The organism is Delftia sp. DLF01 (assembly GCF_014852125.1).
Classification (GTDB): Bacteria; Pseudomonadota; Gammaproteobacteria; order Burkholderiales; family Burkholderiaceae_C; genus Comamonas; species Comamonas acidovorans.
The window spans coordinates 541,224-555,725 of record NZ_JACVAZ010000004.1 but is presented as its reverse complement, the minus strand read 5'-3'; the positions used below and the strand labels follow the sequence as shown (position 1 = coordinate 555,725).

General features: G+C 61.6%; 13 protein-coding genes. 1 reads left to right on the top strand and 12 read right to left on the bottom strand.

Features of this window, described 5'->3' with window-relative positions:
- Nucleotides 1-2: 2 nt before the first annotated feature.
- From IB269_RS23500 to IB269_RS23450, 11 genes are all read right to left on the bottom strand, one after another.
- Complete coding sequence (locus tag IB269_RS23500; protein ID WP_192368464.1) at nucleotides 3-884, bottom strand: class I SAM-dependent methyltransferase; 882 nt, start codon at nucleotides 882-884, stop codon at nucleotides 3-5.
- Nucleotides 881-1,501, bottom strand: a complete 621-nt coding sequence (locus IB269_RS23495; protein WP_012207370.1) for a DUF1415 domain-containing protein — start codon at nucleotides 1,499-1,501, stop codon at nucleotides 881-883. The genes IB269_RS23500 and IB269_RS23495 overlap by 4 nt, the downstream gene beginning before the upstream one ends.
- A gap of 138 nt (nucleotides 1,502-1,639) precedes the next feature.
- On the bottom strand, nucleotides 1,640-2,818 hold the full coding sequence (locus tag IB269_RS23490; protein WP_123690408.1) for a deoxyguanosinetriphosphate triphosphohydrolase: 1,179 nt from the start codon (nucleotides 2,816-2,818) through the stop codon (nucleotides 1,640-1,642).
- A gap of 64 nt (nucleotides 2,819-2,882) precedes the next feature.
- Nucleotides 2,883-4,001 (bottom strand): 3-dehydroquinate synthase, encoded by a 1,119-nt coding sequence (gene aroB, locus IB269_RS23485; RefSeq protein WP_192368463.1) that lies wholly within the window; start codon nucleotides 3,999-4,001, stop codon nucleotides 2,883-2,885.
- Between the two features lie 130 nt (nucleotides 4,002-4,131).
- A complete protein-coding gene (locus IB269_RS23480; RefSeq protein ID WP_012207373.1) occupies nucleotides 4,132-4,677 on the bottom strand; it encodes a shikimate kinase in 546 nt (181 codons plus the stop codon).
- A gap of 8 nt (nucleotides 4,678-4,685) precedes the next feature.
- On the bottom strand, nucleotides 4,686-6,182 hold the full coding sequence (locus IB269_RS23475; RefSeq protein WP_192368462.1) for a hypothetical protein: 1,497 nt from the start codon (nucleotides 6,180-6,182) through the stop codon (nucleotides 4,686-4,688).
- A 137-nt stretch (nucleotides 6,183-6,319) separates the two neighbouring features.
- Nucleotides 6,320-8,467 (bottom strand): type IV pilus secretin PilQ, encoded by a 2,148-nt coding sequence (pilQ, locus tag IB269_RS23470; protein WP_192368461.1) that lies wholly within the window; start codon nucleotides 8,465-8,467, stop codon nucleotides 6,320-6,322.
- On the bottom strand, nucleotides 8,464-9,012 hold the full coding sequence (locus tag IB269_RS23465) for a pilus assembly protein PilP (protein WP_043822226.1): 549 nt from the start codon (nucleotides 9,010-9,012) through the stop codon (nucleotides 8,464-8,466). The genes pilQ and IB269_RS23465 overlap by 4 nt, the downstream gene beginning before the upstream one ends.
- Complete coding sequence (locus IB269_RS23460) at nucleotides 9,012-9,689, bottom strand: type 4a pilus biogenesis protein PilO (RefSeq protein ID WP_192368460.1); 678 nt, start codon at nucleotides 9,687-9,689, stop codon at nucleotides 9,012-9,014. The genes IB269_RS23465 and IB269_RS23460 overlap by 1 nt, the downstream gene beginning before the upstream one ends.
- Complete coding sequence (locus IB269_RS23455) at nucleotides 9,689-10,300, bottom strand: PilN domain-containing protein (RefSeq protein WP_192368459.1); 612 nt, start codon at nucleotides 10,298-10,300, stop codon at nucleotides 9,689-9,691. The genes IB269_RS23460 and IB269_RS23455 overlap by 1 nt, the downstream gene beginning before the upstream one ends.
- Nucleotides 10,297-11,376, bottom strand: coding sequence for a pilus assembly protein PilM (locus IB269_RS23450; protein ID WP_043795715.1), 1,080 nt, complete (start codon nucleotides 11,374-11,376; stop codon nucleotides 10,297-10,299). The genes IB269_RS23455 and IB269_RS23450 overlap by 4 nt, the downstream gene beginning before the upstream one ends.
- 371 nt (nucleotides 11,377-11,747) lie before the next feature.
- Here IB269_RS23450 and IB269_RS23445 point away from each other — a divergent pair, with 371 nt between their 5' ends.
- Nucleotides 11,748-14,072, top strand: coding sequence for a penicillin-binding protein 1A (locus tag IB269_RS23445; RefSeq protein WP_192368458.1), 2,325 nt, complete (start codon nucleotides 11,748-11,750; stop codon nucleotides 14,070-14,072).
- Between the two features lie 79 nt (nucleotides 14,073-14,151).
- Here the strand turns inward: IB269_RS23445 and cyaY are convergent, their stop codons facing one another.
- Nucleotides 14,152-14,490, bottom strand: a complete 339-nt coding sequence (cyaY, locus tag IB269_RS23440) for an iron donor protein CyaY (RefSeq protein ID WP_012207381.1) — start codon at nucleotides 14,488-14,490, stop codon at nucleotides 14,152-14,154.
- Nucleotides 14,491-14,502 lie beyond the last annotated feature (12 nt).

The following is a 14,502-nucleotide window of genomic DNA, read 5'->3' as shown; positions in this document are numbered from 1 at the left end:
GCTCAGGCCGCCTGCAGCAGCGGATAGCGTTGTGCCATCGCGTCCTGCAGGCCGAACTCCGCCAGGATGGCGCGCATGCGCTCGACCGCACTGCGCTTTTTATGGCCCGTATAACGCGCAATGATCAGCTCGTTCTTCATGCTGTGCTCCCAGCCGACCAGCTCGGTCACGGTGACCTGGTAGCCACAGGCTTCCAGGTACAGGCAGCGCAGCACGTTGGTGAGCTGGCTGCCCATTTCGCGCGTGTGTATGGGATGGCGCCACAGTTCGGCCAGCGGCGTGCGCGTCAGGCTCAGCGCCTTGGTCTGGCGCAGGCAGGCAGCGACCTCGGCCTGGCAGCAGGGCACCAGCACCATGGCCTTGGCCTTTTTCTCCAGGCCGAAGGCGATGGCATCGTCGGTGGCGGTGTCGCAGGCGTGCAGGGCCGTGACCACGTCGAATTGCGCAGGCATGAAGTCGGCATGCGTGGATTCGGCCACCGACATGTTGAGGAAGCCCATGCGGTCGAAGCCCAGCTCGGCGGCCAGCTTCTGCGAGGCTTCCACCAGCGGCGCGCGCGTCTCTATGCCGTAGATGTGGCCGCGTCCCAGCGGCTTGAAATACAGGTCGTAGAGGATGAAGCCCAGGTAGGACTTGCCGGCACCGTGGTCGGCCAGGGTGACCGCATGGTCGTCGGCCGACAGTTCTTCGAGGATGGGGGCGATGAACTGGTACAGGTGGTAGACCTGCTTGAGCTTGCGCCGCGAATCCTGGTTGATCTTGCCTTCGCGTGTGAGGATGTGCAGCGCCTTGAGCAGTTCGATGGACTGGCCGGGCTTGAGGCCCAGCTGCTCGGTCACATCCTGCTCGGGTTTCGCGGCAGGCTTGCCTTGGCGCGCCTTCATTCGGCTGCGCCCGGCTTGGCTGCATGCGCCACGGGGCAGCGCGCGCCCACGCCCATGTCCAGCCAGCCTTCGATGCCGATCTTCTCCAGCGTCTCCATGTTGCGCTCGTAGATGGACTCCGCCTCGGGGAATGCTTCGACCGCCTTGTCTATGCTGTCCTCGCGCAGCAGGTGCAGCGTGGGATAGGGCGAGCGGTTGGTGCAGTTGGTGACGTCGTCGGCTTCGGTGCCCTCGAACTGGAACTGCGGATGGAACGAGGCCACCTGCAGGATGCCTCCCAGGTCCAGCTCTTCGACCATGGCGTCGGCCACTTCGAGGAAGTCGTTGAAGTCCAGGAACTCCTGCAGCGCATGGGGCAGGATCAGCAGCGTGGTGTCGCGCTTCTCGGGCGAGGCCTCGGCCAGCGCCTCCAGCTCGCGGTGCAGATCCGCCGCCACGCCCTCGGCGTCGGTGGCCTGGCTGACCGTGTAGTGGATCTGGCCCTTGATGTGCACGCCCTTGGCGAAGGGGCACAGGTTCAGGCCGATCACGGCCTTTTCGAGCCAGTGCACCGTATCCTCGATCACGGTGACAGGCGGAAACTCGGCCGCGCGAATCTCGTGGTTGGTATCGGTCATGGCTGTGCCCTTCAAAAATGCGAACGGGGGCACTGCGCCCCCAGACATTGCGAAACCGTCCAGGAACCCTTCCCTGCCCTGTCACGCAGGGTCCGCATTCTAGCCGCGCCGCCCGGGCGATGCCGGTGCTCGGATTTCTCAGCCCAGCACGCGCAGGCCTGTCAGCAGCTCATGCTCCCGGGCCGCGTAGCGGTCCGTCATCCCGGCGATGAAGTCGGCCACCACCCGCGCACGCGCCGATACGTCCTCGGCCAGCATGGCCCGCTGAACAAAGCGCGGCTTCATGCGATCGGGCTCCACCATGTAGGCCGCAAACAGCTCGGCCACCACCTGCTGCGCGCCGTCCATGGTCTTCATCACCTGTTCATGGCGATAGAGATTGCGGAACAGGAACTGCTTGAGCTGCAACGACTGCTGCCTCATGGTATCGCTGAAGCCCACCAGGGGGCCAGCCTGTGCGCGCACCTCATCGACCGAACAGGGCCGTGCCTGAGCAATGCGTTGCTGCGTGGCGGCGATCACGTCATAGACCTGGTCGCTGAGCATGCGGCGGATGCTTTCGTACAGCAGGCGCCGCTCGGCCAAAGGCATGCCCAGCTGGGGATGCTCGGCCAGCGTTGCATCGTGATAGCGCGCGAACAAAGGAACGGCCTCGCGCAGCTGGGCCATGGTGATCAGGCCGGAGCGCACGCCATCGTCCACGTCATGGGCGTTGTAGGCAATGGCATCGGCCAGATTGCACAGCTGGGCCTCCAGCGAAGGCTGCCGGCCCAGCAAAAAGCGCTGGGCCACGCCACCGGGCTCCCGCGCTTCCAGGTGCTCGGCATTGGTGCGCGAGCAGTGCTTGAGAATGCCCTCGCGCGTCTCGAAGCTCAGGTTCAGGCCGTCAAAGGCCGGATAGCGCTCCTCCAGCCGATCCACCACGCGCAGGCTTTGCAGGTTGTGCTCGAAGCCGCCGTGCGGCTGCATGCAGGCATTGAGCGCATCCTGGCCCGCATGGCCGAAGGGGGTGTGGCCCAGGTCGTGGGCCAGGCAGATGGCTTCGACCAGATCCTCGTCCAGTTGCAGCGACCGGGCGACCGAGCGGCCCAGCTGGGCGACTTCCAGCGAGTGCGTCAGGCGGGTGCGGAACAGATCGCCTTCATGGTTGACGAAGACCTGGGTCTTGTAGACCAGCCGCCGGAAGGCCGAGGAATGGACAATGCGGTCCCGGTCGCGCTGGTAATCGCTGCGCGTGGGCGCAGGCGCCTCCGGGAAACGCCGCCCCCGGCTGAACGCCGGGTTGCAGGCATAGGGGGCCAGGGCCTGTTTCTGCATTCGATCGCCTCATCATGCTGACAAGGGCACTCTAGCAGTTCCGGCTTGCCCCCGGCGCCGCGCGTCAGGCGCAGCAGGCGTCTATGACTTCGCGCACCAAGGCATCGGGCGCCGAGCGCATGACGGCCTTTCCCGGCCCGTCAATGAGAACGAAGCGGATCTCGCCCGCCTCGGACTTCTTGTCCACGCGCATCAGCTCCAGATAGCGGCCAGCGTTGTCACGCGCATCCAGCACGGCGCCGCGCACCGGCAGGCCCGCACGTTCGATCAGCACGCGCAGCCTTTGCACAAAGGCGGCATCCACCAGGCCAAGGCGCTGCGACAGCTCGGCCGCCATGACCATGCCGGCGCCCACGCCTTCGCCGTGCAGCCAGTTGCCATAGCCCATGCCGGCCTCGATCGCATGCCCGAAGGTGTGGCCGAAATTGAGAATGGCGCGCAGCCCAGCCTCTTTCTCGTCCTGCCCCACCACCCAGGCCTTGATCTCCACGCTGCGCTTGATCGCGTGCGCCAGCGCACTACGGTCGCGGGCGAGCAAGGCATCCATGTTCTCCTCCAGCCAGGCCAGGAAGTCCATGTCGGCGATCGGCCCGTACTTGATGACCTCGGCCAGGCCGGCGCTCAGCTCGCGCACGGGCAGCGTTTCCAGCGAGGCCAGGTCGCAAACCACCAGCTGCGGCTGGTAGAAGGCGCCGATCATGTTCTTGCCCAGCGGATGGTTGATGGCGGTCTTGCCGCCCACCGACGAATCCACCTGCGACAGCAGCGTGGTGGGCACCTGCACGAATGGCACGCCGCGCATGTAGCTGGCGGCGGCAAAGCCGGTCATGTCGCCGATGACGCCACCGCCCAGCGCGAACAGCACGGTCTTGCGGTCGCAGCCGCCGGACAGCAGGTCGTCAAAGATCAGGTTCAGCGTCTGCCAGTCCTTGTGGGCCTCGCCATCGGGCAGCACCACGGTACGCACGCTGCGGTAGCGTTGTTCCAGCACGCGGCGCAGTGCGGGCTCATAGAGCGGTGCGACCACATCATTGCTGACGATCACGGCCTGGGCCGCAGAAGGCAGGGCGGCATAGGTCGCGGCCTGGTCCAGCAGACCGGTGCCGATGGTGATCGGGTAGGAACGGTCGCCCAGGTCGATGGTCACGACCTGGGCGGCAGGCAAGGAGGAAGCGGTGGGCAAGATGGTGTCGCTCCAAGGCAGAAAGAGTGAAAGGAATTGCGCGACACGGCAGCGCGCCCGGCAACCGCCGATCTTAAAGAAAAAGGCCCCGGCAAGTGCCGAGGCCTTTGGTGTTCCAGCGGGCTGCCGCTCAGGCCAGTTCCGCCTGCATGCGTATGCGCTGGGCGGCCTGCGCCACAGACAGACCCGATGTCTGGATCACGAAGTGAGCCGTCTCCAGATAAAGCGGCTCGCGTTGCAGCAGCAGCTCCCGCAGGCGCAGTGCCGGGTCTTCCACCTGCAGCAAGGGCCGCGTCACATCGTTGCGCAGCCGCGCGGCGATGGCCTCTGGCGTGCAATCCAGATAGAAGACCTGGGTGCGCGCATGCAGATGGCGGCGGTTTTGCTCCCGCAGCACCACGCCACCGCCCGTGGACAGCAGCAGGCTGGATGTGGAGGCGGACAGCTCATCAATGACCTGCGACTCCATGTCTCGAAAAGCCTGCTCCCCCTCGCGCTCGAAAAACTCCCGGATGCTGCAGCCCAGGCGCTGCTCGATCACATGGTCCGAATCCACAAAACGCATCGACCACAGGCGCGCCAGCTGGCGCCCTATGGTCGATTTGCCGGAGCCGGGCAGGCCGATCAGGGCCACCACCGGCGCACGGAGCGAGGCAGGACCTTGATCGGAATTCACCGGCGTGTTCACTCGGGCAGGCAGACGGATGTCACTCCGTAAGGCGAGGTCAGGAAGGAGCCGTTCTTCTGGTCACCTTCGACGAACGAGGTAAGGAAGATGCGCTCGGCACGACCTTCGGAGCCGGCAGCATTGGAACTGACGGTCAGCTTGTACAGCAGCCAGGTGGCAACGTTCTGCGGATATTCAGTCTGAACGATCAGACGGCCATTGGCTCCTGTTTTTCGTCCGTTGAAATAGGACACCACAATATCGGCCTTGGGGGGTGTCAAGCGGCCATCTCCATTGGCGTCTTCACCGCTGTCCAGATTTCCATTGCGATTGATGTCCTCATTCAAGCAAAAACCGGATCCAGCGACGTGTGCATTCTTGACGTTGTCATAGCTTCCAAATCCGTATCGCAGAATATCCACACTTACTGAAACATCCGCATCCGCAACTGCCTCACCAGCAGCATTGGCAACGGCCACATCAAACTTCTTGATATAGGTAAGGTTATTGGCGCCTTTTTCCAGCTCATTGTTGTCGCCAATAGTGATGGAGACAGGTTCGCTGGCAACAGTCAGCGTACTGACACGCGAATTGGGGCACTTCCCATTGGACACAGCTGCGTCAGAATTTCCATAGCACATGCGGATGCTGACCCCATCTGTCGGGCTGATACGCGTGCCAGGAATATATTGCGCCAAGGCAACGCCGCTCGCATTGGATATCACGGATTGGCTGCCTGTCGAGATAGCCTCTCCAGAACCCAGTCCAGGCGGAACGATCTCAAAGCGGACCCGCATATTGGAAATGGCGCGGTTGTCCTTGTCCAGGAACAGGGCTCGCAATTGCGCCATATTGGTACGACCGCCATCCAGATTAGGCTTGACGGTATTCGGCACAATGGACAAGCTCGCCGCACTGACCACACCCACCGCGTCTGGGACTTGGGCAGCGCCGCCTGCCACAGTGATCTGCTCGTTTGAGACCACTCCTGAAGCCTTGGCCTGCAAGGAGTAGACCTGGGCAGCGCCTGGTGCATTGAATGCCGCAAACTTGGCTACGCCAGACGTGTCCGTCTGGGCCGTCACCGCAGCACTGAGAACCGATCCGGAAAGCACAACAGGAATGCCAGAAATTCCTGCGCCATTCGCATCCGAGATTTTTGCCGTGACCTCCACTGGTTGCCCCGGAGAAGGAGCAGAGGGAACCACAGTCAATGCGATCTGGCTGCCGGTGACAGCCACAACACCTGTACCCGACTGATTACCAGCCTTCAGATTGAAGCGGATATCCCGGTTGGAACGATCACCACCGATCTCTATCTTTCCGTTAACACGGCCAGAGGCATCCGTCACGTTGGCGTTGGGTGTAAAAACACCTGAATCCAGCACAACGGAGACAGGTGCATTGGCGACAGGATTCCTGCTTGCGGACAGTGCTGTGACCGTCAAGGTGGCGGAGTCGCTTCCCGAATTGGCGACAACAGTCTTGTCAAGAAGGAACTCGACACTGGCCACATCCGGTGTCGTACCACCCCCCGTACCTCCTCCAGGTGTCCCCGGATTCCCGCCTCCCCCCCCGCACCCAACCAGAGCAAAGGCCGTCAAAGTAGCCAACCACATTTTCTTCATCAAATATCTCCCTAAATTTTCACTCAGCGTTTTGCAGCGCTATCAGAAATCATTTTTGGCGTAATGAATACCAGCATTTCTCTCTTGGAAGAGGCCCTGGAGCGGCTCTTGAAAAGATTACCCAGTACAGGCACATCACCCAACAACGGAATCTTGTTCTCCTGATTGGTTTCTTCCAGTTCAAAGATGCCACCAATCACCACGGTGCCGCCGTTTTGCACCAGGATCTGCGTCTTGATATGCTTGGTATCAATAGCTACACCTTGGGTCGTTGTTTCACCGCGAGAATCCTTGTTGATATCCAGATCCAGGATGATATCGCCTTCAGGAGTTATTTGCGGCGTCACTTCCAGCTTCAACACCGCCTTCTTGAAGGCTATGGTGGTCGCTCCGTTAGGTGCAGTGACTGAATATGGGTATTCAGTGCCCTGCTCGATCAGCGCCTTGGTCTGGTCAGCGGTCATGAGACGAGGGCTTGAAATGATCTTGCCTTGCCCATCGGCTTCCATCGCCGAGAGCTCCAACGTAAGGAAGCGATTGGCTGCTGCATTGAAGATGGACATGGCAAACGTGCCAGATCCTGAAACTCCTGACACGGATGCAGGAAGATTCACAAAGCTGCCCGAAGTATTGACGGTACCTCCTGCACCTGCAGAGGCATTTGCGTTATCGAATCCCGTACCGAAGACAACACGATTGTCACCGCCGATACCGTAGCCGCCATCACCACCGCGCTGGGCACGCAAGTCCCCGCCGCCGAGGCGCACACCCAGCGCACGTCCGAACGTGTCACGCGCTTCCACAATACGCGCTTCAATGAGCACTTGACGCACTGGCACATCCAGCGTGGCCAGCAATGCCTTCATCGCCTCAAGCTTGGCGGGAGTGTCCGTCACAAAGAGTTGGTTGGTCCGGGGCTCAGAGATTGCAGATCCACGCTCGGACAGAAATCTCGTCGCATTTCCGCCAACGCCGGCAGAGCTGGTGTTCGTCGTGATTTGCAATAGAATATCGGCCGCCTTCGCATAGTTCAGCTGAAAGCCCTGGGTGCGCAGCGGCTCCAGTTTCTGGATTTCAATCGCGGCTTCATAGTCACGCTTGGTGCGCGCATCGATCTCATCCTTGGGTGCTATCCAGAGCACCGAACCCGACTTGCGCATGCCAAGGCCCTTGGCATCCATGATGATCTGCAGCGCCTGATCCCAGGGAACATCCTTGAGACGCAGGGTCAACGCCCCGGAAACCGTGTCCGAGGTCACGATATTGAAGTTCGTGAAGTCGGCGATCACCTGCAGCAGCGACCGCACTTCGATGTTCTGGAAATTGAGGGAGAGCTTTTCACCGCTGTAGCCGGGTCCCTGCGTGAGCTTGCTCACATCCACCTTTTTCTGGCGGACCTCGATCACAAACTGGCTGTCGCTTTGGTAGGCGCTGTGCTCCCAGTCGCCGACGGGAGCGATGCGCATGCGCACCGACTCACCCTGCTGCACCGAAGAGATTGTCTGCACCGGCGTTCCGAAATCCGCAACATCCAGTTTGCGACGCAATCCTTCAGGCAGGGAGGAACGCAGAAAATCGACCACCAGCTCCTTGCCTTCGCGGCGCAGATCCACGCCGACCTGGCTATTGCTCAGCCCCACGACGATGCGGCCAGAACCATCACTGCCACGACGGAAATCAACATCCCGAATGGGTTGGACATCACTGCCAACAGCTGTCTTGGCTTCAAACACGCCCTGCTGCGTAGAAGGCTTTACTGTGGCAGACGTTGCCACCGGATCCAACAGGATCAGCAGCGCCTTGCCTTGGCGTTCAGTGCGGTAGGACGTCGCAGACTTCAGATTCAGTACCAGGCGGGAGCGGCCGGATGCCTCCACGATATTGATGGAGCGCAGGTTGCCCTGGTTGAGCTCGACCATCGATTTACCCGTGGCATTGGTTGCGCCAGGGAAATCCAGTGCGATTCGTGCAGGCGACTGGATTGCAAATCCGGTCGGGTCCGCAGCCAGCGCTTCGGAAAGCTCGATGCGCACCACCTCAGTGCCTCCTTGAATCGAGCCGGAGACCGACTCTATCGCGGACTGCGCCCATGCCAAGGAGCCAAGCAGCCAACCGCCTACGGCGATTCCCCAGCGAGCCTTGTGCAACATGCTTCGATGTGTGCCCATCATTTTCTTCCCTCCTGCAACTCCAGTGTGCTATTTCTCTCTATCCAGTCGCCGCTGCCGTCCTGGACGATTTCCCGCAACTGGATGGACGTCTCGGTGATCCGGGTAACCTTGCCGTAGTTCTGCCCCAGGTAATTTCCTGCCCGAACCTGGTACAGCAAAGCCCCCACCCTGACAAGCGCCGTAGGCACGCCTTTTTTGTCCAGACTGCCGACCATGGTCATTGCATCCAAAGGCTCGGCCTCCAGCGGTTCCTTGCGGCGATTGAGTTCGGAAGCAATCAGGGTGGTATTGGCGCTAGTCTGTGCAGACTCCCTGCGCAGCACCTGCATCAGCTTCATGGGATTGAAAGGATCCATGCCATCAGAACCAAGATAGGCCTGGGGCGTGAAGATCTTGGGCTCTTCCAAAGGCTTGACACGGGGCCTGGCATTGGCTCTTTCCTGGGCCATCCAGGTCTGCAGCTCTTCCTGATCAGAAGAAGAGCAGCCTGAGACGGCCAAGCAGGCTGCCAGCGTGAGCCAGCCGCTGAAACGCATGTGTCTCATTATTTCTTGCCCTTCCCTGCAGCCGCGCGTTGCGCCTGCACCTCGTCGGCATCCAGGTAGCGGAAGGTCCGTGCCGTCGCCTCCATGCTCAAGACTTCGCTGCCTTCCTTGCCCACGGGGACGATCGAGAGATTGTTCAAGGTCACGATGCGTGACAGGTAGGCCACATCGGACGCAAAGGATCCAATGTCATGGAAGCGGCCCGTGACCTTCAACGCAATGGGCAACTCGGCGTAGTACTCCTTGACCACCATCGCACCAGGCCGGAAGGTTTCAAACTGCAGGCTGCGGCCCAGCCCTGCTTGATTGATATCCGAGAGCAGCGCCGCCATTTCCGCCTTGCTGGGCAATTGCTTTTCCAGTTGCGTCACATACTGCTGGACCTGTTCACGCTGCTTCTTCAGGCCATCCAGGCTGACGGCCTTGGACAGCTTCTGGCTGAAGTCCTGGCGCAGCGTGACTTCGGTATTGCGCTCCTGCTCCAAGGTGTCTTCGTAGTCCTTGATCAGCACATACCAGAGCACGGCGGCCACAGCCAGCGCGATGGCCACACACAAAAGCGCCCGCGGCAACACAGGCCACCGCGACGGGTCATTGGGATCAAGACTACGGAACTGGCGCTGGATGTTCTCCTGCAGTGCGGAGAAGTCGATGTCTTTCTTTTTCTTCTTGGCCATCACTGGGGCTTTCCTGGGTTGGCCGGCGTCGAAAGGCTCTTTTCCGCCACACTGGCGCGCGTCAGTTGAAAGCGCAGATTGAACGCAGCAGCGCGGCGCTGGTCCTTGGGCGTGACATTGACCGTCCTGGCCACGATCTCCACCAGATCCGGCTTGGAGATCCAGGGCGTTCCTTCGGACAGATTGCGCAGCATTTCGGAAACCCGCTCATTGGACTGCGCCGTACCCTGCATGGTCACAGACAGGCCTTCCTGCCTGATGCTGGTGATGTAGACGCCATCGGGCAACTGCGCCACCAGCTCGTTGAGCATGTGCACCGGAAGATTGCGGTCGGACTGCAGATCTTCCACGGCCTTCTGACGTGCACGCAGGGCCGTGATCTCATCCTCCAGCCCGGCAATTTCCTTGATCTGGGACTCCAGTACGGTAATCTCTGCGCGCAGCATGCTGTTCTTTGCCTGCTGGGCCTCGATCATCATCTGATACCACCAGTACACCGCGCCAATGATCAAAAGCCCCACCAGGGCCGACAGGACCATGGTGGCCTGGAATGCCTCCTTGCGGCGCTTTCGCGTTGCTTCTCTGTGAGGAAGCAGATTGATCAGAATCACGAGACAAACCTCCGCATGGCCAGTCCGCAGGCGGTCAGGTAGGCGGGGGCCTCGCGCGACATGCGCTTGAGGCGTACGCCGCTGCCGACTTCCATTCCATCAAAGGGATTGGCAAGGCTGCAGGCAAACCCCGTTTGCTGCGTGATGGCCTCGGACAGGCCGGAAAGTGGGGCCGAGCCGCCTGCCAGCAGGATGTGGTCTATGCGGTTGTGGGGCGTGCTGGTGAAAAAGAACTGCAGTGCGCGAGACACTTCCTGCGTCATGCTTTGCACAAAGGGCTTGAGCACGGCGGACGCGTAGTCCTCCGGAAGTTCACCGCTGCGCTTCTTGGACTCGGCCTCTTCGAGCGAGAAACCATATTGGCGCGCGATCAGTTGCGTCAGCTGTGCGCCGCCAAAAGCCTGGTCCCGGTCATACAGCACCTCGTCGTCGCGCAGTATCTGCATGCTGGTCGTCATGGCGCCCAACTCGAACAAGGCCACAAGGGCGTTGTTGCCCTGATTGGGCAGGCGCTCGATCAGCCGTGCAGCCGCCATGCGGGAGGCGTGGGGCTCGATGTCGATGACCGTCGGCTTGAGGCCAGCCGCCTCGGCCAGTCCCTGGCGGTCCTGGACCTTCTCGCGGCGCGATGCGGCAATGAGCACGTCCACGTCGCCGGGTGAATTCGATGACGGGCCTATCACGCAGAAGTCCAGACTCACTTCATCGAGCGAGAAAGGAATGTACTGATTGGCCTCGGATTCGACCTGGACCTCCAATTCCTGCTCGCTCATGCCGTCCGGCAGCGAAATCTTCTTGGTGATCACGGCCGAGGCCGGCAAGGCCATGGCCACGTTTTTGGTCCGCGTGCCGCTTTTTTTGACCAGTCGCCGTACAGCCTCTGCCACTTCATCGAACTTTTCGATGTTGCCGTCCGTGATCCATCCCCGCTCCAGCGGTTCGATGGCACAGCGCTCCAGCAACAGTTCGCCCGACTTGGCACGAGACAGCTCAACGAGCTTGGCGCTCGAAGAACTGATGTCGATGCCTAGCAAAGGTGCGGGCTGGCGACTGAATAAGGATCCCATAGCAATCAACTTGCCCTCCCTCTTCTTGTGTATGTAAAGAACGCAACAAACCTTCACATATAGGTTGAATGCTATCAGCAAGACTGCGCGCAGCTCACCATGCCAGCCGGAGCACGCTAGGCGCTAGTGGCCAAAAACAGACATTATTGCGGGCCATCAAATGCGACATGAATGCACCCCTGCTTGCATGTCGGCCTGCACGCCTGGCTTAGGATGCGTGGCTTGCGGCCATGCTGGCAACTGTGTGCAGCCGTCTCCTACCGTCCTTCTGGGGCACGCATTTTTATAATGCGGCACTCCTCAGCACTCCCTGCGACATGCCGTCTTCAGACTCCCGAGAACCCCAGGCTGCAAAGCCTCGCTCCGCCCCATCCAAGCCCATGCACTGGTTTCCCAAGGCCTTGCTATGGCTGGCGGGCATCTCCGTTGCCGGCGCGCTGGCTTTGATGCTGACCGTGGCCGTGGCCCTGGCCATGGCCTACCCCAACCTGCCCGACGTGTCCGAGCTGGCCGACTACCGGCCCAAGCTGCCGCTGCGCGTGTATTCCAGCGAAGGCGCCCTGCTGGGTGAATTCGGCGAGGAGCGGCGCACGCTGACCCCCATCCAGGACATCCCCAAGGTGATGACCGACGCCGTGCTGGCCATTGAAGACACGCGCTTTTTCGAGCATGGCGGCGTGGACTACAAGGGAATGGCCCGCGCCGCGCTGGCCAATCTGGGCCGCGTGAAAAGCCAGGGCGCATCGACTATCACCATGCAGGTGGCGCGCAACGTCTATCTGTCTTCCGAGAAAACCTTTACACGCAAAATTTACGAAGTCTTACTGACTTTTAAGCTAGAGCATCTGTTGAGCAAAAACCAGATTCTCGAGATCTACATGAACCAGATTTATCTGGGAAATCGGGCCTATGGCTTTGCTGCTGCCTGTGAAGCCTATTTCGGCAAGCCACTGAAGGACATCACGGTGGCCGAGGCGGCCATGCTGGCAGGCCTGCCCAAGGCACCATCGGCCTACAACCCGATCAGCAACCCCAAGCGCGCCCGCTCGCGCCAGCTCTACATCATCGAGCGCATGGAGGAAAACGGCTTCATCACCTCCGCCCAGGCCACTGAAGCCAAGGCCGAGCCGCTGAAGATCCGCACGGGCTCCTTCAACACCCGCGTGCATGCCGAATACGTGGCCGAGATGGCACGCCAGCTGATCTTTGCCCAGTACGGCAACGAAGCCTATACGCGCGGCCTGAACGTCTACACCACCATCAATGCCGGCGAACAGGAAGCCGCCTACGCCTCGCTGCGCCGCGGCATCATGGACTACGAGCGCCGTCAGAAGTACCGCGGCCCCGAGAAGTTCGTGGCCCTGCCGGCCGACGCCGAAGACCGTGAAGACGCCATCGACGACACCCTGGCCAACCACCCCGACAACGGTGATGTGCTCGCCGCCGTGGTGCTGGATGCCAATCCGCGCAAGATCCTGGCGGCACGCGCCGACGGCGAACAGATCGAGATCACGGGTGAAGGCCTCAAGCCCGCCGAATCGGGCCTGAACCCCAAGGCACCGCCCAACATCAAGATCCGTCCCGGCGCCGTGATCCGCGTGGTCAAGACGCCCAAGAACACCTGGGAAATCACGCAGCTGCCCGAAGTGGAAGGCGCCTTCGTGGCCCTGGTCCCCCAGACAGGCGCCTTGCGCGCCCTGATCGGCGGCTTCGACTTCCAGAAGAACAAGTTCAACCACGTGACCCAGGCCTGGCGCCAGCCCGGCTCGGCCTTCAAGCCCTTCATCTACTCTGCGGCACTGGAAAAAGGCTTCTCGCCTTCCACCATGATCAATGACGCGCCGCTGTTCTTCAGCGCCGGCGTGACGGGTGGCCAGCCATGGGAGCCCAAGAACTATGACAGCCGCTACGACGGGCCGATGACCATGCGCACGGGCTTGAACAAGTCCAAGAACATGATCTCCATCCGCCTGCTGCAGGCCGTGGGACCCAAGCAGGGACAGGAGTGGGTCACGCGCTTCGGCTTTGACGCCGCCAAGCATCCGGCCTACCTGACCATGGCGCTGGGTGCCGGAGCGGTCACGCCGCTGCAGTTGGCTGCCGGCTACTCCGTGTTCGCCAATGGCGGCCACCGCGTCAACCCCTGGCTGATTGCCCGTGTCACCGATCACAAGGGCCGCATCCTGTCCGAATTCACGCCGCCCCCGGTGCAGGAACTGCCCCAGGCCATCGACGCGCGCAACGCCTTCATCATGGACAGCCTGCTGCAGGACGTGGCGCGCGTGGGCACGGCAGCACGCGCGCAGTCCACGCTCAAGCGTCCCGACCTGTACGGCAAGACGGGCACGACCAACGACTCGGTGGATGCCTGGTTCGCAGGCTTTCAGCCCACGCTGGCCGCCGTGTCCTGGATCGGCTACGACACGCCGCGCAACCTGGGCAGCCGCGAGACGGGCGGCGGCCTGAGCCTGCCCATCTGGATCGGCTTCATGCAGCATGCCCTCAAGGGCGTGCCGGTGGCAGAGATGCCTGTGCCCCCTGGCGTCGTGAACATGGGCGGCGAGTGGTATTACGAGGAAAACGCGCGCAACGGCGGCGTCAGCAGCCTGGGCATGGACAGCGCCTCCACGGGCGGCGCTGCAGGCGCCACGCCCCCGCCCGCCACCGAGGAGCGCAACCGCATCCTCGACCTCTTCCGCAACTGACCGCCACACAAGCGGTTGACCACGCAAGAAAGCCCGGCCATGCCGGGCTTTCTTCATGGAGCCTGCCGATAACGGCGGATCAGCGTGCCGAGAACTGCAGCGCCAGGCCCGACTGCTCGGTGGCGTAGCGGCTCAGGTTGGCGAAGAACTCGCCCGCGCCCTTGGTATCGAGCCAGGCGCCCTGCGCCGCGTCGTAGCGGTAGTGAAAGCCACCGGCCTTGGCCGCCAGCCAGATCTCGTGCAGCGGTTTTTGCTGGTTGATCACGATCTGGCTGCGGTTGGCAAAGACCAGGGTCACCATGCCACCCACGCGCTGGGCATCGAGGTCGGCATCGGTTTCATCGTTGATGCGATCGCAGTCCTGCTCCACCGCCAGCAGCAGTCGTTCGGCAAGGTCCAGAAATTCTTGGTCGGTCATTACAATTCGCTT

Excerpts from the sequence above, each read along its gene's own strand:
- IB269_RS23490 (WP_123690408.1), bottom strand. The coding sequence starts at position 2,818 with ATGCAGAAACAGGCCCTGGCCCCCTATGCCTGCAACCCGGCGTTCAGC.
- IB269_RS23460 (WP_192368460.1), bottom strand. The coding sequence starts at position 9,689 with ATGGCCAAGAAGAAAAAGAAAGACATCGACTTCTCCGCACTGCAGGAG.
- IB269_RS23500 (WP_192368464.1), bottom strand. The coding sequence starts at position 884 with ATGAAGGCGCGCCAAGGCAAGCCTGCCGCGAAACCCGAGCAGGATGTG.
- IB269_RS23465 (WP_043822226.1), bottom strand. The coding sequence starts at position 9,012 with ATGAGACACATGCGTTTCAGCGGCTGGCTCACGCTGGCAGCCTGCTTG.
- pilQ (WP_192368461.1), bottom strand. The coding sequence starts at position 8,467 with ATGATGGGCACACATCGAAGCATGTTGCACAAGGCTCGCTGGGGAATC.
- cyaY (WP_012207381.1), bottom strand. The coding sequence starts at position 14,490 with ATGACCGACCAAGAATTTCTGGACCTTGCCGAACGACTGCTGCTGGCG.
- IB269_RS23495 (WP_012207370.1), bottom strand. The coding sequence starts at position 1,501 with ATGACCGATACCAACCACGAGATTCGCGCGGCCGAGTTTCCGCCTGTC.
- IB269_RS23445 (WP_192368458.1), top strand. The coding sequence starts at position 11,748 with ATGCACTGGTTTCCCAAGGCCTTGCTATGGCTGGCGGGCATCTCCGTT.